Origin of the sequence: Desulfovibrio aminophilus DSM 12254 (assembly GCF_000422565.1) — a bacterium.
In the GTDB taxonomy this organism is placed as follows: Bacteria; Desulfobacterota; Desulfovibrionia; order Desulfovibrionales; family Desulfovibrionaceae; genus Aminidesulfovibrio; species Aminidesulfovibrio aminophilus.
In genome coordinates, this window is record NZ_AUMA01000011.1 from 72,497 (window position 1) to 85,364 (window position 12,868).

17 protein-coding genes and 2 tRNA genes are annotated in these 12,868 nt (G+C 66.3%); 6 read left to right on the forward strand and 13 right to left on the reverse strand.

The features are described 5' to 3' along the window. Positions 1-8: 8 nt before the first annotated feature. The 4 genes from H587_RS0109280 to H587_RS0109295 are packed head-to-tail and all read right to left on the reverse strand — an operon-like array spanning position 9 to position 4,556. The gene (locus H587_RS0109280) at positions 9-1,313 is read right to left on the reverse strand and encodes a TRAP transporter large permease (protein WP_027176040.1); all 1,305 of its coding nucleotides are present in this window, start codon (positions 1,311-1,313) and stop codon (positions 9-11) included. Next, entirely contained in the window at positions 1,314-1,802 is a 489-nt protein-coding gene (locus H587_RS0109285; protein WP_027176041.1) for a TRAP transporter small permease, read from the reverse strand. Positions 1,803-1,850: 48 nt separating this feature from the next. Then, positions 1,851-2,906: a TRAP transporter substrate-binding protein gene (locus H587_RS17965; RefSeq protein WP_034609010.1), complete on the reverse strand. Its 1,056-nt coding sequence runs from the start codon at positions 2,904-2,906 to the stop codon at positions 1,851-1,853. A gap of 15 nt (positions 2,907-2,921) precedes the next feature. Beyond that, positions 2,922-4,556, reverse strand: a complete 1,635-nt coding sequence (locus H587_RS0109295; protein ID WP_027176042.1) for an FG-GAP-like repeat-containing protein — start codon at positions 4,554-4,556, stop codon at positions 2,922-2,924. Between the two features lie 95 nt (positions 4,557-4,651). On the opposite strand from H587_RS0109295, the gene H587_RS0109300 reads away from it, so the two are divergent. The 3 genes from H587_RS0109300 (at position 4,652) to H587_RS0109310 (ending at position 6,235) form a co-directional block, all read left to right on the forward strand. Next, the gene (locus H587_RS0109300; RefSeq protein ID WP_027176043.1) at positions 4,652-5,917 is read left to right on the forward strand and encodes an NOL1/NOP2/SUN domain family protein; all 1,266 of its coding nucleotides are present in this window, start codon (positions 4,652-4,654) and stop codon (positions 5,915-5,917) included. Positions 5,918-6,067: 150 nt separating this feature from the next. Next, positions 6,068-6,143, forward strand: a tRNA-Val gene (locus tag H587_RS0109305). 15 nt (positions 6,144-6,158) lie between these two features. Next, positions 6,159-6,235, forward strand: a tRNA-Asp gene (locus H587_RS0109310). Between the two features lie 110 nt (positions 6,236-6,345). Here H587_RS0109310 and H587_RS17970 read toward each other — a convergent pair. From H587_RS17970 to H587_RS17985, 8 genes are all read right to left on the reverse strand, one after another. Continuing rightward, positions 6,346-7,215, reverse strand: a complete 870-nt coding sequence (locus H587_RS17970) for a tyrosine-type recombinase/integrase (RefSeq protein WP_051202609.1) — start codon at positions 7,213-7,215, stop codon at positions 6,346-6,348. A 4-nt stretch (positions 7,216-7,219) separates the two neighbouring features. Next, entirely contained in the window at positions 7,220-7,612 is a 393-nt protein-coding gene (locus H587_RS20840) for a hypothetical protein (RefSeq protein WP_051202610.1), read from the reverse strand. Then, positions 7,612-7,935: a hypothetical protein gene (locus tag H587_RS17975; RefSeq protein ID WP_034609012.1), complete on the reverse strand. Its 324-nt coding sequence runs from the start codon at positions 7,933-7,935 to the stop codon at positions 7,612-7,614. Before H587_RS17975 ends, H587_RS20840 begins: the two co-directional genes overlap by 1 nt. Continuing rightward, positions 7,923-8,159 carry a hypothetical protein gene (locus tag H587_RS17980; RefSeq protein WP_051202611.1) on the reverse strand — a complete coding sequence of 79 codons (237 nt, stop codon included), beginning with the start codon at positions 8,157-8,159 and terminating at the stop codon, positions 7,923-7,925. The genes H587_RS17975 and H587_RS17980 overlap by 13 nt, the downstream gene beginning before the upstream one ends. A gap of 8 nt (positions 8,160-8,167) precedes the next feature. Next, positions 8,168-8,479, reverse strand: a complete 312-nt coding sequence (locus H587_RS0109325) for a hypothetical protein (RefSeq protein ID WP_027176044.1) — start codon at positions 8,477-8,479, stop codon at positions 8,168-8,170. Positions 8,480-8,575: 96 nt separating this feature from the next. After that, positions 8,576-9,034: a phage regulatory CII family protein gene (locus H587_RS0109335; protein ID WP_027176045.1), complete on the reverse strand. Its 459-nt coding sequence runs from the start codon at positions 9,032-9,034 to the stop codon at positions 8,576-8,578. Positions 9,035-9,090: 56 nt separating this feature from the next. Further along, on the reverse strand, positions 9,091-9,396 hold the full coding sequence (locus H587_RS0109340) for a hypothetical protein (RefSeq protein ID WP_027176046.1): 306 nt from the start codon (positions 9,394-9,396) through the stop codon (positions 9,091-9,093). 67 nt (positions 9,397-9,463) lie between these two features. Beyond that, positions 9,464-9,751 carry a helix-turn-helix domain-containing protein gene (locus H587_RS17985; protein WP_051202612.1) on the reverse strand — a complete coding sequence of 96 codons (288 nt, stop codon included), beginning with the start codon at positions 9,749-9,751 and terminating at the stop codon, positions 9,464-9,466. Positions 9,752-9,772: 21 nt separating this feature from the next. On the opposite strand from H587_RS17985, the gene H587_RS0109350 reads away from it, so the two are divergent. Then, complete coding sequence (locus H587_RS0109350; RefSeq protein ID WP_027176047.1) at positions 9,773-10,171, forward strand: hypothetical protein; 399 nt, start codon at positions 9,773-9,775, stop codon at positions 10,169-10,171. 5 nt (positions 10,172-10,176) lie between these two features. Here H587_RS0109350 and H587_RS0109355 read toward each other — a convergent pair whose 3' ends face one another. Then, positions 10,177-10,614 (reverse strand): hypothetical protein, encoded by a 438-nt coding sequence (locus H587_RS0109355; RefSeq protein ID WP_027176048.1) that lies wholly within the window; start codon positions 10,612-10,614, stop codon positions 10,177-10,179. Positions 10,615-10,725: 111 nt separating this feature from the next. Here H587_RS0109355 and H587_RS21245 point away from each other — a divergent pair, with 111 nt between their 5' ends. Both H587_RS21245 and H587_RS0109365 read left to right on the forward strand, forming a co-directional pair. Next, positions 10,726-11,133: a helix-turn-helix domain-containing protein gene (locus H587_RS21245; RefSeq protein ID WP_084630561.1), complete on the forward strand. Its 408-nt coding sequence runs from the start codon at positions 10,726-10,728 to the stop codon at positions 11,131-11,133. 114 nt (positions 11,134-11,247) lie between these two features. Further along, positions 11,248-12,858 (forward strand): type I restriction-modification system subunit M, encoded by a 1,611-nt coding sequence (locus H587_RS0109365; RefSeq protein WP_027176050.1) that lies wholly within the window; start codon positions 11,248-11,250, stop codon positions 12,856-12,858. Positions 12,859-12,868: the final 10 nt, after the last annotated feature.

The following is a 12,868-nucleotide window of genomic DNA, read 5'->3' on the forward strand; positions in this document are numbered from 1 at the left end:
AGGCGTCCTCAGCCCACGAAGCGCGGAAGCCAGAGGGCCAGGTCCGGGAAGAACAGGAGCAGAAGCACGCAGACGAGGTAGGCCGACATGAACAGGGATACGCCCAGGAAGACCTTGGGCATGGGCACTTCCGGGGCCATGGAGGCCACGATGAAGGTGTTCACGCCCACGGGCGGGGTGATGGCTCCCATGGTGGTGACCACGGTGATGACCACCCCGAACCAGACCGGGTCGAAACCCAACGCCAGGGCCACGGGGTGAAAGATGGGCAGGGTCACCAGAAGCAGGGCCAGGGCGTCCATGAGCATGCCGCCCAAGGCGTAGATGGCGCAGATCACGAGCACCACCAAGGCCGGGGGGGCCTGGAGGGAGGAGACGAAGGCCGCCGCCTCGTAGGGCAGTCGAGTCACGGCCAGGAAGCGGCCCAGGATCACGGCTCCCAGGATGATGACCATGATCATGCTGGAGACCTTGATGGTGTCGGTGACGGCCCGGATGAAGTCGCGCGGGCTCAGGCGGCGGGTTCCGGCGGAGAGCAGCAGGGCCGCTGCGGCCCCGGCGGCCCCGGCCTCGGTGGGGGTGAAGAAGCCCGCGAACAGCCCGCCCATGACCAGGCCGAAGAGCACGAGCATTTCCAGAGCGCCGGGCAGGGCGCGCAACCGCCGGCCGAGGCTCGCGCGGGGGGCCGTGGGGCCCCACTGCGGCCGCAGACGGCAGGCCGCGGCCACCACGAGCAGGAAGAGCACCGCCAGGAGCAGGCCGGGCAGCAGGCTGGCCCAGAACAGGCGGGCGATGGAGGTGCCGGTCTGCAGGCCGATGATGAGCAGGACCACGCTGGGGGGGATGACCACGCCCAGGGTCGAGCCCGCGGCCACGGATCCGGTGGCGAGTACGGGGCTGTACTTGTACTTGCGCATCTGGGGCAGGGCCACGGTGCTCATGGTGGCCGCCGTGGCGGTGTTCGAGCCGCAGATGGCCGCGAAGCCCGCGCAGGCCAGAACCGTGGCCATGGCCAAGCCGCCCCGGATGTGGCCCATCCAGGCGTAGGCCGTGGTGTAGAGCCGCTCGTTGACCCCGGAGTAGAAGCAGATCTGGCCCATGAGGATGAACAGCGGGATGACCGTGAGGCCATAGGACGAGAAGACGTTCCAGACCTCGGTGCCGAGCATGCCCAGGGCGGCCTTGGTTCCGAGCACGGCGGCGAAGCCCGCGAAGCCCACCATGCCCATGGCGAAGCCCACGGGCAGGCGGGTGAAGAGGAAGAGCGCCAGGAGGACGGCGATGCCCGTCAGGGCCATGGTTCCGAGTTCCATCTAGACCTTGGTCCGGCCCGAGGCCGTCAGGAGGAAGTCCAGGAAGAGCGCCAGGGCCATGACCAGGCAGCCCAAGGCCGAGGCCAGGACGAACGGGTGGAAGGGCCAATGCAGAGTTTCCGAGACCTCGCCGGTCTCCACGAGAAAGGCGGCCCAGCGGCGGACCTGCTCGGCCAGGAGCAGGAAGAAGACGCAGGAGGCCAGGCTCGCGGCGGCGTCCAGGACGCGGCGGAGGGTTCGTGGCAGGCGGCCGAAGAGGATGCCCACGCTGATGTGGCTTTTGTTCAGCTGGGCCCAGGCCATGGAAAAGGCCGCCGACATGGCCCCGAGAAAGCCCATGACCTCGAAGGTTCCCTCCAGGGGAACCCAGACGGCCCGGGCGATCATGTTGGCGCAGGCCAGGGCCGTCATGGCCAGCAGCAGGACGCCGGAGAGCGCGGCCAGGGCCTTGGCGAGGCGGGACGTGAAGCGTGAGAGGGCGTCGGTCATGGCGTCCTGGAAAAACGCGGGCGCCCCTGGGAGACGCCCGTCGTGTCGTTATTTGGCTTCGGCCGCCTCGTGCTCGGCCTTGAGCCGGTTCAGGTCGGCCAGGATGGCGTCGGCGGGCAACCCCGCCGCCGCGGCCTGGGCCTTCCACTCCTCGATGAGCCCGGCGGTCTTGACCCGGGCCTCGGCCCGTTCGGCGTCGGACAGTTCGAAGATCTGGATGTCGTAGGTGTTCTTGGACCAGGTCAGTGCCTCGCGCACGTGCCCGTCCATGTAGACCCCGGTCCATTCGGCCTGCTCCCGGGCGAGCCCGTCCAGCACGGCCTTCGCGTCGTCGGGCAGGGAGTCCCACTTGGCCCGGTTCATGACCACGGCGAAGGGGTAGACCGGGAAGTCGGTCACGGTCTCGTAGCGGCAGGACTCCGCGAAGTTGAAGTCCTTGAGCACCTCCAGGGAGGAGAGCAGGCCCTTGACGAGACCCTTCTGCAAGGCTTCCGGGGCCTGGGACATGGGCATGGACACCGGGGTCGCGCCCAGGGTCGAGAGCATCTTGGAGGGGGCGCCCGAGGCCCGCAGTTCCAAACCGGCGAGGTCGGCCAGGGATTTCACCGGAACCGTGCTCATGATGTTCGAGGGCGCGGAGGTGAACAGGGTGAGCACCTTCACGGCTTTGAACTCGGCCGGGTCGTATTTGGCGAAGAGGTCGAAGAGCGCGAGGCTGGCCGTCCGGGAGGAGCGGAAGCCCACGGGCTGCTCCACCACTGTGGTCAGGGGAAACACGCCGGGCTGATAGGACATGGACAGGCAGCCGATGTCGGCCTGTCCATCCTGCACGCCCTTGAACATGTTCTTGGCCTCCAGCAACGTGCCGCCGGGGTAGGTTTCGACCACGATCCGGCCCTGGGTGCGCCGCTCCACCTCCTGCTTCCACCGTTCCATCTGCACGCAGGGGAAGGTCGAGGCGGGCGGGAAGTTGGCGTAGGACAGACGGATCACGGCCGTCTTGCCCTGCTTGGGGGCATCGCCCTTGGGCTCGTCGCGGCCGCAGCCCGAGAGCAGGACGACGGCGGCCAGCAGGACGGCCGTCAAGCGGATCGTGGCGCGCATGCGTTCCCCTCCCGACTACTTCTGGATCGCGTCGGTGTTCAGCTCGTAGCCGATGAGCACGGTCTTGCGGAACTCCAGCCCGATGGTGCCGGGGTAGGTGTTAACCAGGACACAGAGATCCTGCTTGCCGTCGTTGTTCGGGTCGGCCACCTGGAAGGCCACCACGGTGCCCTTGATGCGCCGGGTCTTCCAGGCCAGGTTCATGCCCACGCCGTCCCAGAACAGGGCGTGCAACTCGCCCTGGGTGAAGGTGCGGAAGCGGCCGAAGATCTGGGCGGCCACGGAGATGTCCTTGTTCACCAGCAGTTCGTACTTGCCCTTGGCCGAGAAGGCCGTGATCTTCATCGGCATGGGCAGGTAGTAGCTCTGCTTGGTGAAGTCCGAGCCGCCGCCGGCCATGCCGGGCAGGGCCGTGGTCACGTCCAGGTCGACGGCCGAGCTGTTGTAGGTGTCTTCGGTGGAGGTCTGGAGGTCCAGGGCCTGATTGTAGATTTGGATGTGGTTGTCCTCGTCGATGAGCACGACCTTGTAGCCGGTCTGGTCCGGGAGGTAGGCGAAGTTGTAGACGTTGGCGAACTCGGGCAGGGCGATGCGCTTGCCTTCCACGAGGTTCTTGCCGTTCAGGTGATACTCATAGATGCTCTTGGAGTTGAACAGCTCGGTGGAGCCCTGCTTCTGGCCGATGAGGGTCGGCGCGTAGGTCGGGGGCATGGCCACGACGGACAGGAAGACGCGGGCGCCGTCCAGGATCTTCTCGAGTTTGTTGCCCACGAAGGTGAAGATCATGGAGTAGGGCTGGCCGTCGCGGAAGGCCCCGACCACGATGTCCTGGATGCCGTTGCCGTCGGCGTCCACCGCTCCGATGAAGAGCAGTTCATATTTCTGGGTGAAGTCTATGCTGTCCAGGGGATTCAGGCGGCCGTCCTTCAGGGTGTAGGCATGGAGGGCGTGCTGGCCGAGGATGAAGACCTCCTGGCGGCGGTCGCCGTTGGCGTCGCTGACGACCATGCCGCGCGAGGGGAACTTGAGGTTCTGGGTGCGCCACTGGCCCGGCGTGTCCGCGCCGCCTTCATAGCGGAACTGGGGGTTCACGGCGGCGATGGGGTCGTTGGCGTTCGCGCCCTCGGCGGCCAGGAAGGCGGGGTTGGAGGGCGCTGCGGCGCGCTGCTCGGACGACGGCGTGGGCTGGTTGGGTGCGCCGAAGAGTTCGGCCAGTTGTTCCTTGGCCAGGGCGTCCAGGCCGGGAACCAGACCCTCCATGGACATGTCCTTGGTGGCCGTCTTGGCCTGGCCCTTGGCGTCCATGCGTTGGAGTTCCAGCGTGACGTGGTCGCCCAGGATGTTCACGGCGCCCCAGAAAAGGTACTGGCCGTTTACCCGGGCGAGCATGGACTGTCCCTGGGTGCCCGTCGTCGGCGGGGTGGAGCCCAGCGAGACCGCGGCTTCCTTGGGCAGAGGTTCGAATTTGCCTGGCATGGTCAGGCGCGAGGTGAGCATGGACTGCACGGCCGGGCCGAGATAGAGGAACTTCTCCGGGCCGTTGACCTTGAAGGGCAGCACGGCGTAGGTCTTGGCCGTCTGGGCCAGGGCCGCGCCCGCCAGGGTCAGGGTCAGGACCAGGGCTATCGATATATTCCTTAAAAATTTCATGGTGTTCCTCCGGTGAGATGAACGCTGTGGAAGCAGAACGCGCGAGGCGGCACTCTAGCAGGCCCCCCCGTGTTCTGTAAAGCAAGGACGCCGGGATGGGCCATTCGTTACGGAGCTTCCGCCTCGTGGGCGGCGCGGCCGAGGCCGGGGGCATCGAGGATCTGCTGCGGGCACAGGGCTTCGCCTTCGAGCCCGAGCCCTTCTGGTCGCTGGCGCGACGCCTGACCGGGGAACCCTTTCCCTTGGGTGGATCGCTGGCCGCCCGTTTCGGCCGGGTCTACATCCAGGACCGCTCCTCCATGCTCCCGCCCCTGCTCCTGGCGCCGCCTCCCGGGGCCGTGGTGCTGGACATGTGCGCCAGCCCGGGGAGCAAGACCGGTCTCCTGTCCCAGATGGTGGGTTCTCAGGGCTTCGTGCTGGCGGTGGAGGCCTCGGCCGATCGTCTGGCCACCCTGCGCGCCAACCTGCGGCGCATGGGCGCGGCCAACACGGCCACGATAGGCCTCTCTTCGGAACGGCTGCCTCTGGCCGAGGGCTCCTTCGACCACATTCTGCTGGACCCGCCGTGCAGCGGCTGGGGCACGGCGGAGCGCAACCCCAAGGTTCTCGAACTCTGGTCCGGCGACAAGACCGCGCCCTTGGTGCGGCTTCAGCGCGTGCTCCTGGCCAAGGCCGCCGCGCTCCTGGCCCCCGGGGGGCGGCTTCTCTACTCGACCTGCACCACCAATGTGGAGGAGAACGAGGAGCAGACCGCCTGGGCCCTGTCCGAACTGGACCTGGAGCCCGCGCCCCTGTCGCCGCCCCCCGGTTTCGTCTTCGACGCCCCGCTGCTCGGGCTCGACGGCGTGCTGCGGGTGGCCGAGGAGTCTCAGGGACAGGGGTTCTATCTGGCGGCCTTCACCCGGCGGGGCGGAGGGCGAGCCGCCGCCTCGGAGCGCGCGGCCCTTCCCGGCAAGCGTCTGAACCCGGCCCGGCTGGCCACGGAGGCCCCGGTGGACTGGGAGGCCCTGCCGCCGGGTCAGATCCACGACTTCAACGGCAAGGTCTATTTCCTTCATGAACGGGCGCTGGAGCTTCTGCCCCAGGGCCTTCGCTGGCAGGGCTTCGCCCTGGGCAAGACGGCGGCCGGAGTCTTTCGGCCCGATCCCCTGTGCCGCCCGCTGCTGCCGTCCCTGGCGAGCCTCCCGGTCGGGCGCGTGTTCGACGCCCAGGAGCCCGCCGAACTGGAGGCCTTGCTCTCGGGCCAGGCCGTGCCCTGCGGTGAAGGGAAAGGACCGGCCGCGTTGTATTACCGGGGGCTGAGCCTGGGCTTCGTCGGCCGCAAGGGAGGCCGTTTTCTCTGGACCGGCGCGGGTCTATAATGAATATCCTTTCAATTCAATTTGTTGCGTCGAACGATTTTTTTGATGATTTCTTTTGACAACCCGGGCCGGGCTATGTCATATGAGCCTTCCGCCGGGGGTTCCGGGGTTCGTTGACAGAGCCTGCCCATGTGAGTAGCTCCTTCCCGGGGGCGGATAGCTCAGCTGGGAGAGCACCGGCCTTACAAGCCGGGGGTCGCAGGTTCGAGCCCTGTTCCGCCCACCAGCGGATTCATAGCGCGGAGCCGTAGTTCAGTCGGTTAGAACGCCGGCCTGTCACGTCGGAGGTCGCGAGTTCGAGTCTCGTCGGCTCCGCCAGCAAGATCCAGGGGATCGGGAAACACCCGGTCCCCTGTTTCATTCTAGAAGAAAGCCCAATCGCCATTGTTCGGGTTGTTTCCTTTCAGCGACGGTCGGAGGGCGCCACCTCAGGCCGTCGCTGTCTTGTGTTGGACCGCGTGTTGGACCTTTCGTCCGAGTCCCCCCTCCAGGAGCTGGAGGTGCGGGCGCAGGTGGTCCAGCCTCTTCACATATCGTTCGGTGGTCGAGAGCCTCTTGTGGCGGAGCACGCCCTGGATCACCACCAGAGGCACGCCCAGCTTGGCCAGGATGCTGGCGGTCAGGTGCCGGATGCCGTGGCAGTCGAACCGCCGCACCCCGGCCCGCTCGCAGAGATCCCGCAGGAAGCGCCGATACTCCTTGAACGCCTCGCCCTTGTGCCGGCCCTCCTGGTGCGTGAAGACCAATCCCTCGCCGGAAGTCCGCCCACGGTGCTCCAGGAGCACGTCGCGCAGGTCAGTGGTCATGGGGATCCAGTCGGCCTCCATGGAGCCGTCCTTGCGCTTGCGGGTGAACAGCCGGACGCTGCCGTCCTCGAAGTCCACGTCCTCCCAGCGCAGCCGGAAGAGCTCCCCGCGCCGGGCGGCCGTGTGCAGGAAGGTGAGCAGCATGGCCCTGTCCTGGCCCTGGGCCGCGTCCACCACGGCCCAGAAGTCGGCCTCGGGCGGCACGTAGCGGTCCACCCGGTGCTCCGGGAACTGGTCCACGGCCAGGAAGGGGTTGGCCTGGGGCAGGCCCAGGAACTTGCTTCCCCAGGCCCAGGCCGCGGCCAGGTTCTTGCGTTCCTTGTTGGCCGCGTTGCCGCCCCGGGCCTCGAACTGGCCCTGGAGGTGCTCCAAGGCCTGGCCCGGCGTGAGCCCGGCCGCGGGCAGGAGCGGGTCCACCGCCGCCAGGAGCCGCGCCAGGATGTTCTTTTTCTCGGAATAGGTCTTGGGAACGTAGCGCACGGCGTAGTCCATGTACCTATTGCCCCACTCCAGCAGCGAGACCGTGGCGGTCGATGCGCCGGATGGCGTCCTCGCGGGTCTCTCCAGCGCCCGCCGCGTGCGGGCCTCCCAGTCCATGGCCTCGGCCCTGGTCGGTAGCAGCGGGCTCCGGATCCTCCGGTTCCGATGCTTGACCTGACCGAACCAGCGCCCTGTCCATTTCCCGTTCCTCTTGTGCTTGTGCGGCATGGGTTTTCCTTATGCTTTCGCCGATTAAGCTTTCAAAGAACACGGGACGGCGACCAAGCTTGACCCCGCCGTAGCGGGCAAAATACTTCAGAACCATTCCCTCGGAAACCCCGAAGATCGCGGCCACCTCGCCGGTTGTCAGCCGACGGCCCAATTCCTTGATGACGAGCGGATTGTCCATCACGTCCCCCGCAGCTCCCTGAACCTCGCCAAAAACTCCTCCTCCGCCTGTTCCGGGGCCCAGCAGTGCAGGGTCACGGCCGCCGGGCGGACGTACTCCGTGCCCCAGGGCGCGGGCGGATCGCCCAGGAGCTGGCCGCGCTCGGCCATGAGCAGGGCCATGTCGGCCTGCTTCACCGAGGGATGGGCCAGGGCCGGGACGCCGAAGGCCCGGGCCACCGCGGCCTGCACCCCGGCCTCCACGTCGCGCCAGTCCAGGATGCCCCGCTCCTGCCCGGCGTAGAGCATGGCCGCGTCCTTGAGCGGCCGGATCAGGTCGCCCATGTAGGCCTCGGCCGCGTCGTGCAGCAGGCCCTCCAGGGCGTGGCCCCGGGCGCCAGCCGCGAGACGAGCACGCTGTGTTCGGCCACGGAATAGTAGCGCCGCACGTGGCCGTTGAAGCGGCACTGCATGGCCAGGGAACGGGCCACGTCCTCGATGACCACGGCCGCCGGGTCGGGCGCCAGGGGAAAGAACATCCGGCCGGTGTAGGTCTGCTTCCAGAGCATGGGGCCTCCTAGTCCACGTAGCAGCCGCGCTCGCAGCGGGTTTCGGGTTCCGCCGTCCGGGCCGCGCCGCGCGGCAGCAGGTCGCGCAGGCGCACGAGCTTCTGCCGGGCCAGGACCACGCAGGCTTGACCACCCTCGCGCCACTCCACGCCGCCCAGGGCGTCCACGGCCCGGATGGCCTCCTCCACCCGCCGGGTCAGCTCCGCCGGGCCCAGGTCCTCCCGCCCGCGCCGGGTGCGCTCCGCGCAGAGCCGGGCCGCGTCGGGATCGTTCAGGTCGAGCAGTAGGCCGGGCCTGCCGTTGATCACGACACCCCTCATGGCTTCCTCCTTTTCCGCCCGCTCCGGGCGCGGACGGCGCAGAACACGATCAGGCCGATGAACGCGAACCCCAGGGCCTGGGACAGGATCGGGGGCTCAGCGGCCATCGCCGCTCTCCACCTGGCGCAGCAGGGCCATGATGGCCGTGACCGCCTCGTGCCCCTCGCGCAGGATGTCCCGCCGGTCCCGTTCGGAAAGCTCGCCGTCGGCCAGTCCCCCGGCCGTGCGGGCCACCAGTTCGCCGAACTCCTTCACGGCCACGAGGCATTGCCGCTGCACGGGCTCCACGCCCGGCGCGGCCTCGGGCAGCCGGACGAAGGCCCCGCCCATCTCGCGGGCCAGGAAATGCAGGGCCGCGTCCGATCCGGCCGCCTCCATGAGGGGCAGGACCAGGTCCGCGCCGAGCTTGTGCCCGGGCTGGCTTGAAAGCTCGCTCATGAGCGTGGCGTAGGGCTTGCCCAGCATGTCCGCGATGGTCTCGGCCCGCAGGCCGCTGGGCGCGCGCTTGACCAACTGGTGCAAAACCGCCGCGAGAGAGGGGAACGTGGGCCGCATCTGCGAAACCTCAGCCTGTTTTTGCGTGGACCAGGACGAAAAAATACCTGTATGGCCTACTTCATGAACTTCTTGGCACTCAGAAGCTCTTCCAAGGAACGGAGCCAGCGTCCAATGAGGAGACAAATCGCAGGGCCAGCAAGTCCAGATGACTGCAAGAAGTAATATGTCTCGTCCATTTTGTTGCCAACGATCACCACGGCTGCGATCCTGTTCTCCATCGCTGAGTTGATGTGGCGAAGAAAATTAGCACGATCATCAGAATATTGGATTCTGTCCACGCGCTCCAGAATTGAGGATATTGCGTTGTTGCATTCCTCGCCGAACATTTCAGAGAACGGTGATTGCGATTGCTTGGGCATGTTCGACCTCCATTCAGTCCTGCCGGTTCGTCACGGCGTTTCCGTTGATCCTGGGCTTGGGTCCGGCCTAGCCCCGGAAGGCCTGCATGAACTGCTCGTGCAGGTCGCGGGGCTTGGGCCCGGGCTTGATGTCCTGGGCCCGGGGCAGCAGCTGGGCGGGAATGCCCTGGTCCACCAGCTGGGCGTGGCGGCGGGTGGGCATGGTCTCCTGGTTGCAGAGCTTGGACACGCTGTTGGGCGTCACGCCCAGGCGGCGGCCGAGCTCGGAGAACGTGAGACCGTTACGGGAAAGCCAGAGACGGAGCGCCTCTTGCCGTGTCAATGAAGATAAGTTAGGGCTGATAGGCAATTGCATACGTCACCTCCGGGGATTGGAATGAGCCAGGAAAAACTCACCGTCGGCAGGCTGCGCCGAACCCTGCGGGACCTGCCGCCCGACATGCCCGTGACCTTCGGCAGCACGTCGTATTCCCGTCTTCCATTGACCTTTGTGCGCACGAAGACTTGGGACGATGACGACAAGATCGTGATGATCGAGCTGTGCGAGCTCTTCGCGACCACCGAAGAGGAAGAAAGCATCGCGGAGCCCGAACACGACCTGCGGATCACGGTTGAAGACCTGCTCTTGAGGTTGAAGCCCTACGAGGACGACTGGACCGTGGACTTCAGCTGCTCCCTGGAAGGAACGCCGCTGGAGTTCCAGCGCATGGGGCCGGTGCTGGCCTTTGACCTCGTCCAGCCCCGGCCGCCGTTGGACTGGGACGAACTGGAATAGAAGGCTCACCGGTGCCTCCAGGAGGGAACGATCCTTGGTGGGAACGGCAACAAGGGCGGCGCGTGATGCTCCACGACGCGCAGCAGGGACTTGATGCTGCCGGCCGGGTAGAAGAGGTTCTCGCCGGGATAACAGGGGTCCTGCTCCATGGTGCGGATGATGTACTTTGAGGAACGCCGCTCGATGATGAGGAGTTCAAGCTCGCGGTCGTACCTCAACTCCACCTCCAGGGCCAAACGGCGCAGCCATTCGGCCGTGATGGCCAACCGGGATTCGATGCGCTGGTCGGCCTTGGGCTGCGCCTCGGGACCGGCGGGGGCCGCCGCTGACGGCGACTGGCCGAGAAGACGGCCGAGGGTGCGCTGAAAGGTTTCCCGGTCGCGGGGATCGGGCAGGATTTGTGCGAGGAGCTTTTCGAATTCGGGAACGGCGTCGCTCGACATGGCTTCCTCCGGCTTGGCGTGAAAATGTTCGGTTCGCGTTTGGTGTTGATTCGGGGATATGGGTATTTTTTAACTGAGTCAAGATATTTTTCAACTAGGATTAAAAAATAGATGTGCGACGAGCTAGGCGACCGCTTATCGGCGTTGGCTAAATCCCTTGGAAAGGAAGACCAAGAACTTGCACAACTTGGTGGAATTTCTAAGGAAACTTTATCAGGCTATAAGAGCGGGCGCGCGCAACCACGCTTTGGCGCACTCTTGGAGTGGTGCAAAAATACCGGAGTGAATGCCAACTGGCTGCTTCTGGGCGAAGGCCCCATGTTCCGCGACCAGATTCAGACCTTGGCCGATCCCATTGCCCAGCGCGTGGAGGCCGTGGGCCGGACCATGCGCGAGTCAGGCGCGGCCGAGGCCGACATCCTGAAGGCCATCCGGGCCATGATCGACGGCGAGATCGCCAAGGCCGGGCCCGCCACGGAGCCTGACCCTGCGCCCACCGTCGGCAGCGCTTCCGCGTGATCCCTGGGGGAAAGGGACGACAGCGGACAACCGGCGGGGCGTGAGGTCGGGGGGAAAGAGGGTGGACGTCGGGGTTCGCCTCGGCGGCCAGGTCAAACATGAGGAGCAGACAGGGTGGCCAAGACCACTGACGCATACGCCAACGGAAACAACGGCGCGGAGACCGAACGCGCGGACCTGCACAAGATCATCTGGCGCATCGCCAACGACCTGCGCGGCAGCGTGGACGGCTGGGACTTCAAGGGCTATGTGCTGGGCTTTTTGTTCTACCGCTTCATCTCCGAGAACCTCGCCGCCTACCTCAACGAGCAGGAGCGCGCGGCCGGGGCTTCGGACTTCGACTACGCCGACCTGAGCGACGCGGACGCCGAATCCGGCCGCGCCGAGACCGTGAGGGAAAAGGGATTCTACATCCTGCCCTCGCAGCTGTTCGCCAATGTGCGCGAACGCGCCCGGCAGGACGCGGACCTCAACGAGACCTTGAGCCGCGTCTTCACCGACATCGAGGCCTCGGCCAAGGGCGCGGACAGCGAGGACGACTTCAAGGGCCTGTTCGACGACATCGACGTCAATTCCAGCAAGCTCGGCCCCACGGTGGCCAGACGCAACGAGAAGCTGGTCAAGCTGCTCGAGGCCATCGGCGACCTGCCCCTGAACAACGGCTCGGGAGCATTCTCGGGCAACAGCATCGACCTCTTCGGCGACGCCTACGAATATCTGATGCAGATGTACGCCTCCACCGCGGGCAAGTCCGGCGGCGAGTTCTACACCCCGCAGGAGGTCTCCGAGCTCTTGGCCCGCATCACGGTGGTCGGCAAGGAAGAGGTGAACAAGGTCTATGACCCGGCCTGCGGCTCCGGCTCCCTGCTGCTGAAATTCGCCAAGGTGCTGGGGACGGACAAGGTGCGCCAAGGCTTCTTCGGCCAGGAGATCAACCTGACCACCTACAACCTGTGCCGGATCAACATGTTCCTGCACGACATCAACTTCGAGAAGTTCGACATCGCCCACGGCGACACGCTCACCGACCCCAAACACTGGGACGACGAGCCCTTCGAGGCCATCGTCTCCAATCCGCCGTACTCCATCAAATGGGACGGCGACGCCAACCCCCTGCTCATCAACGACCCGCGCTTCGCGCCCGCGGGCGTGCTCGCGCCCAAGAGCAAGGCCGACCTGGCCTTCACCATGCACATCCTTTCCTGGCTGGCGGTGAACGGCACGGCGGCCGTGGTCGAATTCCCCGGCGTGCTCTATCGCGGCGGGGCCGAGGCCAAGATCAGGCAATACCTCATCGACAACAACTACGTGGATGCGGTGATCCAACTGCCGCCCGACCTGTTCTTCGGCACCACCATCGCCACCTGCGTCATCGTGCTCAAGAAGTCCAAGTTCGACAACGCCACCCTGTTCATCGACGCATCCAAGGAATTCACCCGCAACGGCAACAAGAACAAGCTCACCGAGCCGCACCGGCAAAAAATCCTCGAGGCCTACACCGGCCGCCAGGACATCCCCCACTTCGCCCGCCTGGTGCGCAACGCCGACATCGCCGAAAACGGCTACAACATCGCGGTGTCCTCGTACGTGGAGCAGGAGGACGTCCGCGAGGCAGTGGACATCAAGGCGCTCAACGCCGAGATCGGCCGCATCGTGGCCCGGCAGGCCGAACTCCGGGAGCGGATCGACGCCATTGTCGCCGACCTGGAGGGGGGAGTCGCATGAGCGGGGGGAA